At 67.5% G+C, this 15,021-nt stretch carries 13 protein-coding genes and 1 pseudogene; 8 read left to right on the top strand and 6 right to left on the bottom strand.

Annotated elements, in window-relative coordinates; translation table 11 throughout:
• Nucleotides 1–303 (top strand): annotated as a pseudogene (locus G154_RS26725) (HNH endonuclease); the annotation flags it as partial.
• A gap of 15 nt (nt 304–318) precedes the next feature.
• On the opposite strand, the gene G154_RS06055 reads toward G154_RS26725, so the two are convergent.
• The 3 genes from G154_RS06055 to G154_RS06045 are packed head-to-tail and all read right to left on the bottom strand — an operon-like array spanning nt 319 to nt 4,314.
• Nucleotides 319–1,536: a GNAT family N-acetyltransferase gene (locus G154_RS06055; RefSeq protein WP_019510675.1), complete on the bottom strand. Its 1,218-nt coding sequence runs from the start codon at nt 1,534–1,536 to the stop codon at nt 319–321.
• A gap of 38 nt (nt 1,537–1,574) precedes the next feature.
• Nucleotides 1,575–3,404 carry a family 2A encapsulin nanocompartment cargo protein cysteine desulfurase gene (locus tag G154_RS06050; RefSeq protein ID WP_031601601.1) on the bottom strand — a complete coding sequence of 610 codons (1,830 nt, stop codon included), beginning with the start codon at nt 3,402–3,404 and terminating at the stop codon, nt 1,575–1,577.
• On the bottom strand, nt 3,391–4,314 hold the full coding sequence (locus tag G154_RS06045) for a family 2A encapsulin nanocompartment shell protein (protein ID WP_019510677.1): 924 nt from the start codon (nt 4,312–4,314) through the stop codon (nt 3,391–3,393). The genes G154_RS06050 and G154_RS06045 overlap by 14 nt, the downstream gene beginning before the upstream one ends.
• A 300-nt stretch (nt 4,315–4,614) precedes the next feature.
• Here G154_RS06045 and G154_RS06040 point away from each other — a divergent pair, with 300 nt between their 5' ends.
• Nucleotides 4,615–5,874 (top strand): thioester domain-containing protein, encoded by a 1,260-nt coding sequence (locus tag G154_RS06040; RefSeq protein WP_019510678.1) that lies wholly within the window; start codon nt 4,615–4,617, stop codon nt 5,872–5,874.
• Between the two features lie 9 nt (nt 5,875–5,883).
• Here G154_RS06040 and G154_RS06035 read toward each other — a convergent pair whose 3' ends face one another.
• On the bottom strand, nt 5,884–7,842 hold the full coding sequence (locus G154_RS06035) for a glycoside hydrolase family 15 protein (RefSeq protein WP_237742489.1): 1,959 nt from the start codon (nt 7,840–7,842) through the stop codon (nt 5,884–5,886).
• Nucleotides 7,843–7,926: 84 nt separating this feature from the next.
• Nucleotides 7,927–9,159, bottom strand: coding sequence for an FAD-dependent oxidoreductase (locus G154_RS06030; RefSeq protein WP_019510680.1), 1,233 nt, complete (start codon nt 9,157–9,159; stop codon nt 7,927–7,929).
• A 29-nt stretch (nt 9,160–9,188) separates the two neighbouring features.
• Between G154_RS06030 and G154_RS06025 the strand changes: the two genes are divergently transcribed.
• From G154_RS06025 to G154_RS06005, 6 genes are all read left to right on the top strand, one after another.
• Entirely contained in the window at nt 9,189–9,383 is a 195-nt protein-coding gene (locus G154_RS06025; protein ID WP_019510681.1) for a hypothetical protein, read from the top strand.
• Between the two features lie 149 nt (nt 9,384–9,532).
• Nucleotides 9,533–9,625, top strand: coding sequence for an Ms4533A family Cys-rich leader peptide (locus G154_RS27365; protein WP_353618508.1), 93 nt, complete (start codon nt 9,533–9,535; stop codon nt 9,623–9,625).
• 119 nt (nt 9,626–9,744) lie between these two features.
• On the top strand, nt 9,745–10,767 hold the full coding sequence (locus tag G154_RS06020; RefSeq protein ID WP_019510682.1) for a sulfate ABC transporter substrate-binding protein: 1,023 nt from the start codon (nt 9,745–9,747) through the stop codon (nt 10,765–10,767).
• A 32-nt stretch (nt 10,768–10,799) separates the two neighbouring features.
• A complete protein-coding gene (gene cysT / locus G154_RS06015) occupies nt 10,800–11,672 on the top strand; it encodes a sulfate ABC transporter permease subunit CysT (protein ID WP_023986031.1) in 873 nt (290 codons plus the stop codon).
• Nucleotides 11,669–12,487, top strand: coding sequence for a sulfate ABC transporter permease subunit CysW (gene cysW, locus G154_RS06010; protein WP_019510684.1), 819 nt, complete (start codon nt 11,669–11,671; stop codon nt 12,485–12,487). Before cysT ends, cysW begins: the two co-directional genes overlap by 4 nt.
• Nucleotides 12,488–12,500: 13 nt before the next feature.
• Nucleotides 12,501–13,544, top strand: a complete 1,044-nt coding sequence (locus G154_RS06005; protein WP_019510685.1) for a sulfate/molybdate ABC transporter ATP-binding protein — start codon at nt 12,501–12,503, stop codon at nt 13,542–13,544.
• Here the strand turns inward: G154_RS06005 and G154_RS06000 are convergent.
• Nucleotides 13,541–15,010, bottom strand: coding sequence for an amidase (locus G154_RS06000; RefSeq protein WP_023986030.1), 1,470 nt, complete (start codon nt 15,008–15,010; stop codon nt 13,541–13,543). The genes G154_RS06005 and G154_RS06000 overlap by 4 nt on opposite strands.
• Between the last annotated feature and the right edge of the window lie 11 nt (nt 15,011–15,021).

Below are 15,021 nucleotides of genomic sequence, written 5' to 3'. Positions count from 1 at the left end.
ATCAAGACATTTCACTGCGGGCCCGGCGGCTGGACCGACCAGCAGCATCTCGATGGCACCCTCACCCTCACCGCCCCCAACGGCAGCATCTACACGACCACACCCGACGGCGCGCTGCTCTTCCCTCGGCTAGCGGTGCCCACGGCAGAACTGGGTCCGATCACCGCGCCACCACCGGTGCCGGGCCGAGAACGGGCCGCCCCCACACGATCCCGCACCCGCGCACAAAACCGGCCCTACCGAATAGCCCACGAACGCGCACACAACCGCACCCACATCGACACCCACCCACCACCGTATTGAGCGGGACGGCACGATTCAGAAGATGAACCCCGCATACGGCGCCTGCGGCACCGCGAACAACTCGTCGGCTGCGGCCAGCGCCACCGGGTCGTGCACTCCCACCAGACCCGCCGATGCGAGGTCACGCCACGACGTGCCGCCGAGCAATGCGGCCCCGAGGCCGGCAACGTCGGCGACGAGTTGCGCCGGCGCGGATGTGGTCTGAACACCGTCCGCAGAGATCGCATACGTCGCACAGTTCTCGGTCAGCAGCGGATCCTCGACACGCAATGTCACGGGCCGGGTTCCGGCATAGGTGCGTCGACTCAGCGCCTGCGCCACATCGACCACCCGCAACCAGGTTTCGTCATGCACGCCGGTGATCCGAGCGGCACGTCGGTCACGCAGCAGCCATGGCAACGGACTGTCCACGGGGGCTTGGGTGAAGACCAGCCGGTCGACGAGATCGAGATCCAGCAGGAAGCGCACCAGGCCCACATAGGCCTGCTCGGTCGGGGCGAACAGATCGTCGACGACGACGGTCCGCTGATCGCTGGTGAACCAGGTGTCGGTGCCCACCGGGTGGTAGCGGACGAACCCGGTCTCCTCGCCGGCCGGGCCGTGCACGGCGACGAAACGTGCGCCGGCAGTACCCTCGGCGCGCAGCTGCTGATTGAGCCACCAGTGCGGGTCGCGGTCGATCGACCCCGGGCGCACGCCGCGATGGGCGGCATAGATCCGGGGCAGGATGTCCCACTCCCTGCCCGGCTCGACCAGTCGCACCGGTCCGCCCACCGTGACCCCGGGACGCAGTGCGGCCCGGGCGGTGCGCACCTCGATGGTGGCCGTCGTGGTCGCCACCGAGTAGCCGAAGCGTTCGTAGATCGTCGCCTCCGATGCCCGCAACGAGGCCAACACCTCACCGCGGTCGGCGATATCGCGCAACTGATGCCGCAATAGCGCCGTCGCGATACCGCGGCGGGTGTACGACGGCAGCACGCCGACATGCGTGACCGCGGCATGACCCACCCGCGCACCACCGGGCAGGGTCAGCGTGCTGGTGGTGGAATCGGCGGTGGCGGCCAGCCTGCCCTCGACGAAGACACCGAGCGTGCGGCCCGGCTCCAACAGCTTTCCGATCAGAACACGTTGTTGCTCGTTGAGCGGCGGGAACCCGATCATCGCGGTGCGGAAGATGTTGCCCGCCTCGATCAACTCGTCCTCGGCGGTCAACACCCGGATGTCATGGCTCACCCGTCGATCATCCCAGGTCCGGTCTGCTCGCCGGCTGTCTAGGCGGAGCCCTCCGCGATGCGGCGGACCGCATCGATGAACACATCGATCTCGTCGAAGGTGTTGTAGAACGCGAACGACGGCCGCACGGTGGCCTCCAGACCCAGTCGACGCAGGATGGGTTGCGCACAGTGGTGCCCGGCCCGCACCGCGATGCCCTCGGCATTGAGCGCCTTGCCGACCTCCAGGGGCTCGTGACCGGCCAGCACGAACGACAGCACGCTGGCCTTCTCCTCGGCGGTACCGACCAACCGCACCCCGGCGATATCGGCCAGTCGCGGTGTCGCGTAGTCGAGCAGTGCGTGCTCATAGGCCGCGATCCGCTCGATACCGACCCGTTCCACGTAGCGCAACGCCTCGCCCAGTCCGACGGCGTCGGCGATGTTTCCGGTGCCCGCCTCGAACTTGTTCGGAATGTCTTGGAAGATGGCACGTTCCAAGGTGACATCGGCGATCATGTTGCCGCCGCCCTGCCAGGGCGGGGTCTCCGCGAGCGCCTCCTCGGTGCCGTACAGCACCCCGATCCCGGTGGGCCCGAAGATCTTGTGCCCGGAGAACACCACGAAGTCCGCCCCGAGCGCCTGCACGTCGATGGGGATGTGCGGGACCGATTGGGCGGCATCGATCAGCACCCTGGCACCGTAACGGTGCCCGAGTTCGACGATCGTCTGCACCGGTGTCACGGTGCCCAACGCGTTGGAGACCTGGGTGGCTGCAACCAGTTTGGTCTTCGGCCCGAGCAGCCGCTCGAACTCATCCAGCAGCAGATTGCCCGCATCATCGACCGGGGCCACCTTCAGCACCGCGCCGGTCCGTTGCGCAAGTAGTTGCCAGGGAACGATATTGGCGTGATGCTCCAGATGCGTGATGACGATCTCGTCACCGGCGCCCAGGTGCTTGCCGCCCCACGACTGGGCCACCAGGTTGATGGCCTCGGTGGTGCCGCGCACGAAGATGATCTGTTCGCTCTTACCGGCGTTGAGGAAACGCCGCACCGTGTCGCGGGCGTCCTCGTAGGCGTCGGTGGCCCGTGCCGCCAACTCGTGCGCCGCCCGGTGGATGTTCGAGTTCTCGTGCGTGTAGAAGTACGCCAGCCGGTCGATGACCGCCTGTGGCTTCTGTGTGGTCGCCGCGTTGTCGAACCAGATCAGCGGTTTGCCGTTGACGGTCTCCCGCAGGATCGGGAAGTCGGCCCGGATCGCGGTGACATCGAAGATCTCGTGATCGTCGCGGATCGCCGGAACAGGCTCGCCGGCAACAATATCGGAGTCGGGACGCTGCAGGAAATAGTAGCCGTCGGCGTCCTGGGACGCCGGCGCCGCACCCGTCCACCCCAGATGCGGGACGTCCGGGACGGTGCCCGGCCAGGAGGGTGCTGAACCGCGCTGGGGCGAGCGAAGCGACGGGGAAGGGTTCGGCGCGACCGGTGCGGATGGGGGAGCCGCGAGCACACCCGGTGCCGTCGGGACCAGCCCGGACGGCACCGCGAACGCGTCGAACCCACCGAACGGCACGACGGGGCTCGCCACGTTGCCGCGCGGCGCCACCGGCGCCACACCGGGCGGGCTCGCCTCCGGCCCAGGCGACGTCGGTGCGGGCACGACGCCCTGCGGCACCGAAACCAACTCCGCAGGCGTGCCCGGATGCGCCGCTCCGAGGGCGGTGGCGCCGGCCGAGGTCGCGGTGGTGACATCCGGGGCCACTCCACGCGGGGACGCTGCCGTCACCGACGGCGGGCTGTCCGGACCGGGCCGCAGGCTGGTGGCGAACAACTGGCTTGCCAGCGCCGACAGCTCGGCCTCGCTTATCGGGAGGTCACTTGTACTCATGGAAGTGGTCCACTCCGACGTCCTCCAGGACCGCCAGCGCATCGTCGGTGAGCACCGCCAGCGACGAGTACAGCGTGACCAGGTACGACGCGATCGCCGAGCGGTTGATACCGGTGAAGCGCACCGACAACCCCGGGGCCTGCTCGCCGACCAGGCCCGGCTGGAACAAGCCCACCACGCCCTGGCGCTCCTCACCGGTGCGGACCAGGATGAACTTCGTCTTCCCGTCGGTCACCGGCACCTTGTCGCTCGGCACGATCGGGATGCCGCGCCACGTGATGAACTGCGCGCCGAACAGGCTGACCACTGGCGGCGGAACCCCGCGCCGGGTGGCCTCGCGGCCGAACGCGGCGACTCCCAGCGGGTTGGTCAGGAAGAAGGCGGGCGTCTTCCACACCTTCGTGATCAGCGAGTCCAGGTCATCAGGGGTGGGGGTGCCGTGCAGGGTCTGGATGGTCTGCTCCGGGGTGACCTGCGACAGCAGGCCGTACTCCGGGTTGTTCACCAGCTCGTACTCCTGGCGTTCCTTGATGGTCTCGATGGTCAGCCGCAACTGCTGGGCGACCTGGTCATGCGGGCTGGAGTACAGGTCGGACACGCGGGTGTGCACGTCGAGCAGCGTCGAGATGGACCGCAGCGTGTACTCACGCGGGCTGGTTTCGTAATCGACGTAGGTCTCGGGCAGCGGATCGTCGGTGCCGACGCCCTCGTCGGCATGGATGGCGACGCGGTCGGGGTTGACGACGCGATTCACGCGGTAGATGCCCGCTTCCACCGGCACCCAGGACAGCAGGTGCAGCAGGAAACGCGGCGTGATGGTGGACAGCTGGGGAACGGTCTTCGTGGCGTTGGCGAGTTGCCGCGCGGCGAGATCGCCGAGTGCCTGCGATTCGTTCTGGGCAGACGTCATGGGGTGCTACCTCCGACGGGTTCTGTTGTGATCATGCGGCGGCCACGATACGGCCCGAAAACGAATCCGACAGCCTTGGCGCGCACGGTGAAGTTAAACCCACCACTGGCATTTCCGCCCGTTTGGCGTATCGTTGCGGTCATGTCCCACGACGATTCGTTGCGTGCCGCCATGGTGCGCTGTGTCGTCGTGTCGTGTTGTTGTTGTTGATTTTCTGACGTCGGCCCCCGCGTCCGTGCCCGCCCACTCTCCGCGGTGTGTGGATTCGCGCAGTTCACAGCCTTCAGAAAGCTCACAGCAATGCCCGCTCTCGCTCTGCATCCCGTCGGCACCGCACCGGTGTCGGTGCGTCGTACCGTGCGCCGCACCGCCGATATCCCACGGATGACCCGCTATCGCGGCGGAACCTATTCGCCGACCGTGGACACCGTCGTCTTTACCGACGGCAGCGCCGCGCGCACCGACCTGATCCGGCTCAATCCCGGGATCGACGCCTACTCAGTGGATTTCATGGGCGTCGCGCCGACACGCCCGTCGCGGTACCAACCGGCGAACTGGTCGGCGGTGCGCAACTCGTCGGCGCGCGCGTACGAGGCCGAGGTGGACTGGATCATCAGGAATTCGTTCCCCACGCTGGGTACGGTCGAACTGAGCCGTCGGGTGTTCGCGTCCGGAAATGCCAGCGCGACAGCGCATCTGGCCGAGCATGAGGCCATCGCGGCCACCCAGGCCGCGATCTGGCATTTCACCAACGGGTTGCGGCTGGACAATCGGCCGCTCAATGTGCCCGTCGCGATGACCGAGGAGCCGGGCGCCCTGGTCTTCGAGTTCGACGGTGCACCGCAGCTGTCCGGTTACACCGTGGACCTGACGGCTGATCGCGCGGTGTCGATGCAGCTGCAGAAGTCTTCCGATGGCATCACCTGGCGCGATGTGGCGGCCTCCGGCCTGAACGTGCCCGCCGGCCGCGGCACGCACCGGCGCCGGCTCGGGGTGGGCACGACCACCTCGGACGCCGTGGCAGGGCATGCGCACCAAGGCTACCGGTTCTACCGGTTGCAGGTGGTGACCGAGGTCGGATCGTCGGGGGAATCGGTGACGATCGATGATGTGACCTTCACGCTGCACGGTTCGGGGAAGTACCGCAATGCCGACCGCGTCGTCGCGCTCTACGACTACCTGATCGCCGGGGCGGAATCCGCGCGCCGGGCCACGGTGGCACCGCGGCTGACCGCTGACCGGGTGACGGTGCGGTCAGATCTACTGGGACCGTTCGGATTTCACGCGACCGACGCGGCAGCGCTGAGCTCGTCGGCAGGGGAGATCGTCGATGCCGCCGGCCTGCCGCTCGCGGGCCCGGTGGCACCGGGCACCGACATCTACCTTCGTCGCACGGGGAACGCGAGCGTCACGATCACCGCAAGTGTGCCCGCCACCCGGGACGGTTTCGGCGGCCGGGTGCTGACCGGTATCGCCTACGAGGACGAACGGCTGACCCCGGTGGCGCTGGCCATCCCCACCCCGACCGTCATCGAGTTCGAGATCACCGTATTGGCATGAACGGGCGCGCTACATCGGCGCGTTGGCCGGCTGGAAGGTTCCGGTGCTGTCGGCTTCCTCCTCGGCGCGAATCACATGCACCACCGCGTTGATCAGCGCCAGATGGGTGAACGCCTGCGGGAAGTTACCCAGGTGCCTGCCGGTGCGGGGTTCGATCTCCTCGGCGTAGAGATGCAGTGAGCTGGCGAAGGACAACAGCCGCTCGCACAATCTCTTCGCCCGGCGCACCTCGCCGATCTCGACCAGTGCGGACACCAGCCAGAACGAACAGATGGTGAAGGTGCCCTCCTCGCCGGACAGCCCGTCGTCGGTCTCCTCGGTGCGGTACCGCAGTACCAGTCCGTCCTCGGTGAGCTCCTCGGCGATCGCCATCACGGTGGCCCGGATCCGCGGGTCGTCGGGAGGCAGGAAGTGGGTCAGCACCGCCAGCAACAACGACGCGTCCAGTGCATCGTCACCGTAGCGCTGGGTGAGCACCCCGCGGGAATCCACACCGTGGGCCAGGATGTCGGCCTTGATCTCCTCGGCGATCTCGCGCCACTGCTGGGCATAGGACTTCTCGCCCTGCAACTCGGCCAGCTTGGATCCGCGGTCCATGGCCACCCAGCACATGATCTTGCTGGAGGTGAAGTGCTTGGGTTCCCCACGCACCTCCCAGATCCCACGGTCGGGTTCCTTCCAGTGTTTGATGGTCTCCTCGACCTGGTTCTTCAGCACCGGCCACAGCGCCTCCGGAATCTGCTCACGCGATTTGGCGTGCAGATACACCGAGTCGAGCATGGTGCCCCAGATGTCGTGCTGCATCTGGTTATAGGCGCCATTGCCGATCCGTACCGGCCGGGAATAGTCGTACCCGGAAAGGTGATTGAGTTCCTCCTCGACAAGGCTGCGCTCCCCGCCGACGCCGTACATCACCTGCAGTGGGTGCCGTTCGCCGTTGGTGGCCCCGGAGACATCGGCGATGAAGGAGAAGAAATCGTCGGCCTCCCGGTCGAGGCCGAGGGTGTAGAGCCCCCACAGCGCGAATGTCGAGTCCCGGATCCACGAGTAGCGATAGTCCCAGTTCCGCTCGCCCTGAGGAGTTTCCGGCAACGAGGTGGTGCTGGCGGCCAACAGGGCGCCGGTCGGTGAGTAGACGAGTCCTTTGAGGGTCAACGCGCTGCGCTGCAGATAGGCCCGCCACGGGTGGTCGGGGAAGTCGCCGATGTTGATCCACTGCCGCCAGGACTCACTGGTCTTCCACATCTTGTCCGCGGCTTCCTCGAAGTTCTGCGGGGCGGGATGCTTGGACCAGCTCAGCGCGACGAACACCTTGTCACCCTCGGTCAGCCGGGTGCGGGCGCGCGCCTCGTGTCCCTCCAGCCCGATACGCAGGTTCGTCGTCAACCGCAGGGTCGGATTGGCCTCGGGATCCTTGCTGGCCCGCGCGATCGCCTCACCGTAGGCCGACGAGGAGTACTCCCAGGTGGCCGGGCTGCGCCCGTAGTCGAAGTTGGGCTCGCAGTTCATCACCAGTTCGACGACGCCGCTGACGCAGCGCACCGTGCGCAGCAGGATGTGCTCGGCATCCCAGTCGGTGGGGGTGCGGCGGTGGGTACGCGACCGGGTCTCGGTGTCATGCCACGGTCCCATCACCAGGGCGTCGCGCACGATCATCCAGCCGGTGTGGGTCTGCCAGGTGGTCTCCATGATGAGGCTGCCGGGCAGATAGCGCCGCGCCGAGGGTACCGAGACGCCGTAGGGGCTCAGCCGGAAGTGGCCTGCACCACGATCCAGGATGGCGCCGAACACGCTGGGGGAGTCGGGGCGCGGGACGCACAGCCATTCCACCGAACCGGCGGAGGACACCAGGCAGGTGTTCTCACAGTCGGAGAGGAAGCCGTAATCCGCGATGGGCGGGAACGGGTTTCGCAGGGCTCCGGTGGGTGCGTAGGCGATGGGAGCCGTCGCCGTGAACGGCGTCGGCATCGAATCGTGCTCGGTGTGTTCCAGAACCATGCCGCCCATCATCGGTCCAGATCGCGCACACGTCTAGTCGCGCGGGCCCGGGCGTCAGCGCCGTGCGAAGTCGGGTATGTGCTCGGGAAGGGGCCCGATGGCCACCCCGTAACCGATGACCCTGCGCAGCATCGGAACCCGGCTGACCAGCCGAACGGCGGCCGGCGGCCGGGCGGGGCCGGTTCCGGAGACGGCCACGGCGATCACCCGGTTGTGCACCATCCGCTGCACGCTCTGCACGATGACCGTCGGCAGCCACCGGCGGATCTGCACGCGCCGGAGCGCCTTGGTGGGGACCGAGCCGGCGCGCAGCGGGTCGGCGAGCAGGCGGGCGGCCGCCACCGCGTCGGCGACCGCCAGGTTGATTCCGACGCCACCCACCGGGGACATCGCGTGGGCGGCATCACCGATGATCAGTGCGCCGTCGGTGTACCAGCGCGTCAGCCGATCCAGCTGCACGTCGAGCAATTTCACGTCGTCGAACGAGGTGACCGTCCGGATGCGGTCGGCGACCCACGGCACCACCTCGGTCATCCGACGGTGCAGCGACTCGATACCCTGCGCCCGCAACGACGCGTCGGATCCCTTGGGGATGACGAAGGCGCACTGGTAGTAGTCACCGCGGTCGATCATCGCCACCATATGGCCGCTGCCCATCGCCCCGGCCAGCCCGGCCGGATCCTCATCGTGGCGCGGGACACGGAACCACCACACATCCATCGGCGCCCCAAAGCGCTTGGGCGTCAATCCGATTGCGTCGCGCAACGTCGAGCCGCGGCCGTCACAGGCCACCGTCAGCGGTGCGCGCAGTTCGCGGACCGCTCCGGCAGCGTCCCGGTAGCGCACCCCGGCCACTGCGGTGCCGGCCCACAGCGGGCCGAGCACCTCGCAACTGCGTAGCAGGGTGAAGGTCGGCTCCTGCGCGGCGGCAGCGGCCAGCAATTCCAGGAAATCCCATTGCGGCACCAGGGCGATGTGCCGGTGTGTTCCCGGTAGGTGGCGCAGATCGACCTGGACCGGGACGCCCTGCACCTTGAGCTCGAGGGACTCGATCAGTCGGTGCGGCACCGCCGCGAAGCGCGCACCGAGACCGAGTTCGTCGAGCATGCGCAGAGTGCTGGCGTGCACCGTGTCGCCGCGGAAGTCACGCAGGAAGTCCTCGTGTTTCTCCAGCACCGTGACCTGCACGCCGGCCCTGGCCAGCAGCAGGCCGAGCATCATGCCCGCGGGCCCGCCGCCGACGATCACGCATCCGGTGGTGGGGGCATCCTGCGGGGCCTTCGGCACCGTTTCATCCTGGCACTACTGTGGGACAGATGGGCGATTTCCTGAGTTGGTGGGACGGTGTCGAACTGTGGCTGTCGGGCCTCGGGTTCGTCGCGCAGACCGCCATCGTGATGCCGGTGGTCTTGCTCCTGGCACTGGGGACCGCCGTCGTGCTCGACGGCGCCCTCGGCAACGGCATCAAGGTGCTGCGCAAGGCCCGCCACGAGGAGCAGGAGCCGTCGTGAATCAGATGCCCCGCTCGCGAGTGACCCTGGCGCTGGTCGCCCTGGTGATCCTGGTCATCGTCATGTGGTTCATAGCTCGATAGCTGGTCGTTAGCTGCTCGGTGGCTGCTCGGGGGGCGACACCGCGCGATTCTGATACTCTTCCGCCCATGCGTGCAGCGACCGGCAACAAGAGCGGCCATGTCTTGGCCCTCATTGCCGTGGGGTTTTCCGCTGTCGCCGATGTGTGTTGTTGTCGCTGAAACCACACCCGTCTGCGGTTCGGCGTTGGTAGCGGCATGAGGTCCCCGTCGCGCACCCTTCCATCACCTTTCCGTGTAGACGGCAGCCCTGCCCCAATCCCGCCCTGGAAAGGTCCTCGATGCGCAACCCCGTAAGAACCGCCAAACGTCTGAGTGCCCTCACCGCGCTCGCCCTGTCCACCACCCTGCTCGCCGCCTGCGGCGGTGGTGCCAGCGATGTCGCCGGCGGCGGCAACAGCCCCGATGCCGACACCACCCTGACCCTGGTGGCCTACGCGGTGCCCGAGCCGGGCTGGTCCAAGGTCGCCCCGGTCTTCGCCGGGACCGAGGAAGGTAAAGGTGTCGGGGTCACGGCGTCCTACGGCGCATCCGGTGACCAGTCCCGTGGTGTCGAGTCCGGCAAGCCCGCCGATGTCGTGAACTTCTCCGTCGAGCCCGATATCACCCGGCTGGTGAAGGCCGGCCTGGTCGACGAGGACTGGAACGCGGGCGCCCAGAAGGGTGTGCCCTTCGGATCGCTGGTCACCTTCGCCGTCCGTCCGGGCAACCCGAAGAACATCCGCGACTGGGACGATCTGCTCAAGCCCGGTGTCGAGGTCATCACGCCGAGCCCGTTGAGCTCCGGTTCGGCCAAGTGGAATCTGTTGGCCCCATACGCGGCCAAGAGCAACGGCGGCACGGATCATGCCGCCGGTATCGCCTACGTCCAGGAACTGGTGACCCAGCACGTCAAGTTGCGTCCCGGCTCGGGGCGTGAGGCCACCGATGTGTTCCGCCAGGGCACCGGCGACGTACTGCTGGCCTATGAGAACGAGGCGCTGCACTACGACCTCGAACACGTGAACCCGCCGCAGACCTTCAAGATCGAGAACCCGGTCGCTGTCGTCAACACCAGCAAGCACCTGGACAAGGCCACCGACTTCGTCAACTTCCAGTACACCCCGGAGGCGCAGAAGGTCTGGGCCGAGGCGGGCTTCCGCCCGGTCGATCCGGCCGTCGCCGCCGACTTCGCCGACAAGTTCCCGGCACCGGAGAAGCTGTGGACCATCGCCGATCTCGGTGGTTGGTCGAAGGTCGATCCGCAGCTGTTCGACAAGGACAACGGCGAGATCACCAAGATCTACAAGCAGGCCACCGGTTAGGCGACGCCGGCGAGAGACGAAGCGGATCGCATATGACGATTCAGTCGAATCCTGAGGCGAGTCGCCCGGAGCTTGCTCCGGGCGGCGCGCCAGTCCGGCGGAGATTGTCGCCGCGCCCCAGTGGCGCCACGCTGCAGGTCGGGGTGGCGGTGCTGTGGTTGTCGCTGATCGTGCTGTTGCCGCTGGCGGCGATCGTGGTGACATCGGCAGAGGGCGGCTGGACGGCGTTCTGGTCGGCGGTGTCCTCACCGTCGGCGCTGGCCTCGTTCCGGGTGACGTTGACCATCTCGATCGGGGTCACCCTGCTCAATGTGGTCTTCGGACTGCTGATCGCGTTCGTCCTGGTGCGCGACGACTTCCCACTGAAACGTGTGGTCGACGCGATCATCGACCTGCCGTTCGCGCTGCCGACGATCGTGGCAAGCCTGGTGCTGCTGTCCCTCTACGGCCCGGGCAGCCCGGTGGGCATCCACATCCAACACACCTCCTGGGGCGTGGCGCTGGCCCTGGCGTTCGTGACGTTGCCGTTCGTGGTCCGCGCCGTGCAGCCGGTGCTGCTGGAACTCGACCAGGAGGTCGAGGAGGCCGCGGCCTCGCTGGGCGCCAACAACGTCACGATCTTCGTCAGGGTGATCCTGCCCGCGTTGGCCCCGGCGCTGCTCTCGGGTGCGGGACTGGCGTTCTCCCGCGCCATCGGCGAGTTCGGGTCCATCGTGTTGATCGGTGGGGCGATCCCCGGTGAGACCGAGGTGTCCTCACAGTGGATCCGCACGCTCATCGAGAACGACGACCGGGTGGGCGCGGCGGCGATCTCGATCGTGTTGCTGCTGATCTCGTTCGTGGTGCTGTTCATCCTGCGTTACTTCGGTGCACGCGCGGCGAAACGGGAGGAGTCGGCGCGATGAAGCTGTCGCGGACCACCCAGCTGATCCTGCGGATCATCGCCGCGCTGTACATCGTCGCGCTGCTGGTGGTGCCGCTGGGCGCCATTCTGTGGCGCGCGCTGGCGCCCGGGATCGGCGAGTTCGTCGCATCCATCTCGACACCCGCCGCGCAGTCGGCGTTGTCGTTGTCGCTGCTGGTGGTCGCCATCGTGGTGCCGTTGAACGTGCTCTTCGGCGTGCCGACGGCCATCGTGTTGGCCCGGCGCAAGTTCCGGGGGAAGAACGCCCTGCAGGCGGCGATCGATCTGCCGTTCGCGGTATCACCGGTGGTGATCGGCGTCGCGCTGATCGTGCTGTGGGGCAGCGCCGGCCTGTTCGGGTTCGTGGAGAACAGCTGGGGACTGAAGATCATCTTCGGGTTCCCCGGCATCGTGTTGGCCAGCCTGTTCGTCACCATCCCGTTCGTGATCCGGGAGGTCGAGCCGGTGTTGCACGAGGTGGGCACCGATCAGGAGGAGGCCGCGGCCACCCTGGGCGCCAACTGGTGGCAGACGTTCTGGCGCATCACCTTGCCGTCCATCCGGTGGGGCCTGACCTACGGGGTGGTGCTCACCGTGGCCCGCACCCTCGGTGAGTTCGGGGCGGTGCTGATGGTGTCGTCCAATCTGCCCGGGCAGTCGCAGACGCTGACCCTGCTGGTGCACGACCGCTACACCCTGGGTAATCCCTACGGTGCCTACACCATCTCGGTGGTGCTGATGGCCGTCGCACTGATCGTCTTGGTGGCACAGATTTTGTTTGACGCCCAACGTTCGCGCGTCAAGACTGAGGACTGAAGGAGACCGACCGATGAGCGAAACCGCTATCACGGTGACGGGCGCGAACAAGCATTACGGCGACTTCGCGGCCCTGGACAATATCGACTTCGTGGTGCCCAAGGGCTCGTTGACCGCGCTGCTGGGGCCCAGCGGCTCGGGCAAGTCGACCCTGTTGCGTGCCATCGCCGGTCTCGATCAGCCTGATACCGGGTCGATCACCATCAACGGCCGCGATGTCACGGGCGTGCCCCCGCAGAAGCGCGGTATCGGCTTCGTGTTCCAGCACTATGCGGCGTTCAAGCACCTCACCGTGCGCGATAACGTGGCATTCGGGTTGTCCATCCGAAAGAAGCCCAAGAACGAGATCAAGGAGAAGGTCGACAACCTGCTCGAGGTCGTCGGTCTGGCCGGGTTCCAGAATCGCTATCCCGCACAGCTGTCCGGCGGGCAGCGCCAGCGCATGGCGCTGGCGCGGGCACTGGCCGTCGATCCCGAGGTCCTGCTGCTCGACGAGCCCTTCGGTGCGCTGGATGCCAAGGTCCGCGAGGACCTGCGGTCGTGGCTGCGCCGCCTGCACGACGACGTGCACGTGACCACGGTGTTGGTCACCCACGATCAAGCCGAGGCGCTCGATGTCGCCGACCGCATCGCCGTGCTGAACAAGGGACGCATCGAACAGGTGGGTTCGCCCACCGAGGTATACGACGCGCCGGCCAACCCCTTCGTGATGTCCTTCCTGGGCACCGTCTCGCTGCTCAACGGAATTCTGGTTCGCCCGCACGATATTCGCGTCGGCCGCAACCCGGATATGGCGATCGCGGCCGGTGACGGTACCGCCGAGTCGACCGGGGTGACCAAGGCGACCATCGACCGGATCGTCACGCTGGGCTTCGAGGTGCGGGTCGAGCTGACCAGCGCGGTCACCGGCACACCCTTCACGGCGCAGATCACCCGCGGTGACGCCGAGGCTCTGGGTCTGCGTTCCGGTGACACCGTCTACGTGCGCGCCACCCGTGTCCCGGAGATTGCCGGCGAGCTCCAAAGTGTAGAGGTCCGCGCCGACGCGTTGGCTTAGATCGGGGCCACCCGATCGGCCCAGGGCAGCGCCTGTTCCAGCTGAGCGGCCAGCGTCAGCAGCAACGACTCGCCGGTCAGCGGCGCGACGAACTGCACACCGAGTGGCAGCCCGTCGGCGGTCCAGTGCAGCGGCAGCGTGATCGCGGGCCGGCCGGTGATGTTGGCCAGCTGCGTGTACGGCACCCAACCGAGGTTGTTGTCGACCATGTCGTCCACGATCTTGGTGTAGCGCAGCAGTTTTGCGGTACGGGTCTTGAGCAGCAGATCGGCGCCGCGCTGGAGCGCTACCGGCAGATCGAATTCGCCGATGCGCGGCGGCGGGGTCGCCAGCGTCGGCGTCAGCAGCAGGTCGTAGCTCTCGAAGAAGGTACTCAACCTGCGGGTGTGCTCATGTCGGCGCTGCACGGCGTCGACGTAGGCGACGCTGCTGGTGGCCCTGCCGAGTGCAGCCATGATAAGCGTGTCGCGCTCGAAGGCGTCATCGCCGGCACCGGAGACGCGTTTGGCCTCGTCGACCTCCCAGGCCAGGTAGACGAACCAGGTCAGCAGGAAATCGCGGGCCAGGGCGGCATCGTCGAACGGCGCCTGCGGCAGCTCCTCGACATGGTGGCCGAGTTCGGTGAGCATCGCCACGGTTTTCTCCACCGCGGCGTACGCCTCCCGGTGCGGATGAGGGGTGATGGCGGCGGGGACGCGCACGCCGATACGCAGGCTGCCGGGGTCGCGTCCGATGGCCGATGCGTACGGAGCGGCGGCCGGGGCCGGCGAGTAGGGACCGAACGGTTCGCCGCCGGCGATGACGTCGAGCATGGCCGCGGTATCGCGCACGCTGCGTGACACCACACCCTGCACGGCCGACCCGTGCATCGATTCGCCACTCGTCGGGCCCATCGGGGTGAGGCCGCGGCCCGGTTTGAGGCCGACGAGGCCGCAACAGGCGGCCGGGATGCGGATAGATCCGCCACCATCATTGGCTCCCGCACACGGAACGATGCCTGCAGCAACGGCGGCCGCCGACCCACCCGACGAGCCGCCCGGGGTCCGGTCGAGGTCCCATGGGTTGCGGGCGGGACCCCACAGTTGCGGTTCGGAGATGCCCTTGGCGCCGAACTCGGGCAGATTGGTCTTGCCGAAGATGACCAGCCCGGCGTCGAGCCAGCGCGACACGATGGTGGAGTGCTCGGCGACCGGTACATGTTGCAGCGAGCGGGAACCGTTGGAGCTGGGCAACCCGGCGTAATCCTGGGCGAGGTCCTTGATCAGGAACGGCACGCCGGCGAACGGACCGCTCAGGTCGTCGGTGGGCCGTGCGGGCACGTCCCGCACGATCGCGTTGATTCGCGGGTTCACCGCCGCCGCCCGCTCGGTGGCCAGCTCCAGTAGTTCGGCCGCGGTGACCTGCTTGGCTGCCACCAGTTCGGCCAGCCCGGTGGCGTCGAGGCTGCGGTACTCGTCGAATCTCATGTGTTCACCCT

The organism is Mycobacterium sp. VKM Ac-1816D (assembly GCF_000416385.1).
Lineage (GTDB): Bacteria > Actinomycetota > Actinomycetes > Mycobacteriales > Mycobacteriaceae > Mycobacterium > Mycobacterium neoaurum_A.
Note: the sequence above shows the minus strand (reverse complement) of the source record. Positions and strands in the feature narration are given on the sequence as shown.

Excerpts from the sequence above, each read along its gene's own strand:
- G154_RS06050 (WP_031601601.1), bottom strand. The coding sequence starts at position 3,404 with ATGAGTACAAGTGACCTCCCGATAAGCGAGGCCGAGCTGTCGGCGCTG.
- G154_RS06045 (WP_019510677.1), bottom strand. The coding sequence starts at position 4,314 with ATGACGTCTGCCCAGAACGAATCGCAGGCACTCGGCGATCTCGCCGCG.
- G154_RS06040 (WP_019510678.1), top strand. The coding sequence starts at position 4,615 with ATGCCCGCTCTCGCTCTGCATCCCGTCGGCACCGCACCGGTGTCGGTG.
- G154_RS06035 (WP_237742489.1), bottom strand. The coding sequence starts at position 7,842 with ATGCCGACGCCGTTCACGGCGACGGCTCCCATCGCCTACGCACCCACC.
- G154_RS06025 (WP_019510681.1), top strand. The coding sequence starts at position 9,189 with ATGGGCGATTTCCTGAGTTGGTGGGACGGTGTCGAACTGTGGCTGTCG.
- G154_RS27365 (WP_353618508.1), top strand. The coding sequence starts at position 9,533 with ATGCGTGCAGCGACCGGCAACAAGAGCGGCCATGTCTTGGCCCTCATT.
- G154_RS06020 (WP_019510682.1), top strand. The coding sequence starts at position 9,745 with ATGCGCAACCCCGTAAGAACCGCCAAACGTCTGAGTGCCCTCACCGCG.
- cysT (WP_023986031.1), top strand. The coding sequence starts at position 10,800 with ATGACGATTCAGTCGAATCCTGAGGCGAGTCGCCCGGAGCTTGCTCCG.
- cysW (WP_019510684.1), top strand. The coding sequence starts at position 11,669 with ATGAAGCTGTCGCGGACCACCCAGCTGATCCTGCGGATCATCGCCGCG.
- G154_RS06005 (WP_019510685.1), top strand. The coding sequence starts at position 12,501 with ATGAGCGAAACCGCTATCACGGTGACGGGCGCGAACAAGCATTACGGC.
- G154_RS06000 (WP_023986030.1), bottom strand. The coding sequence starts at position 15,010 with ATGAGATTCGACGAGTACCGCAGCCTCGACGCCACCGGGCTGGCCGAA.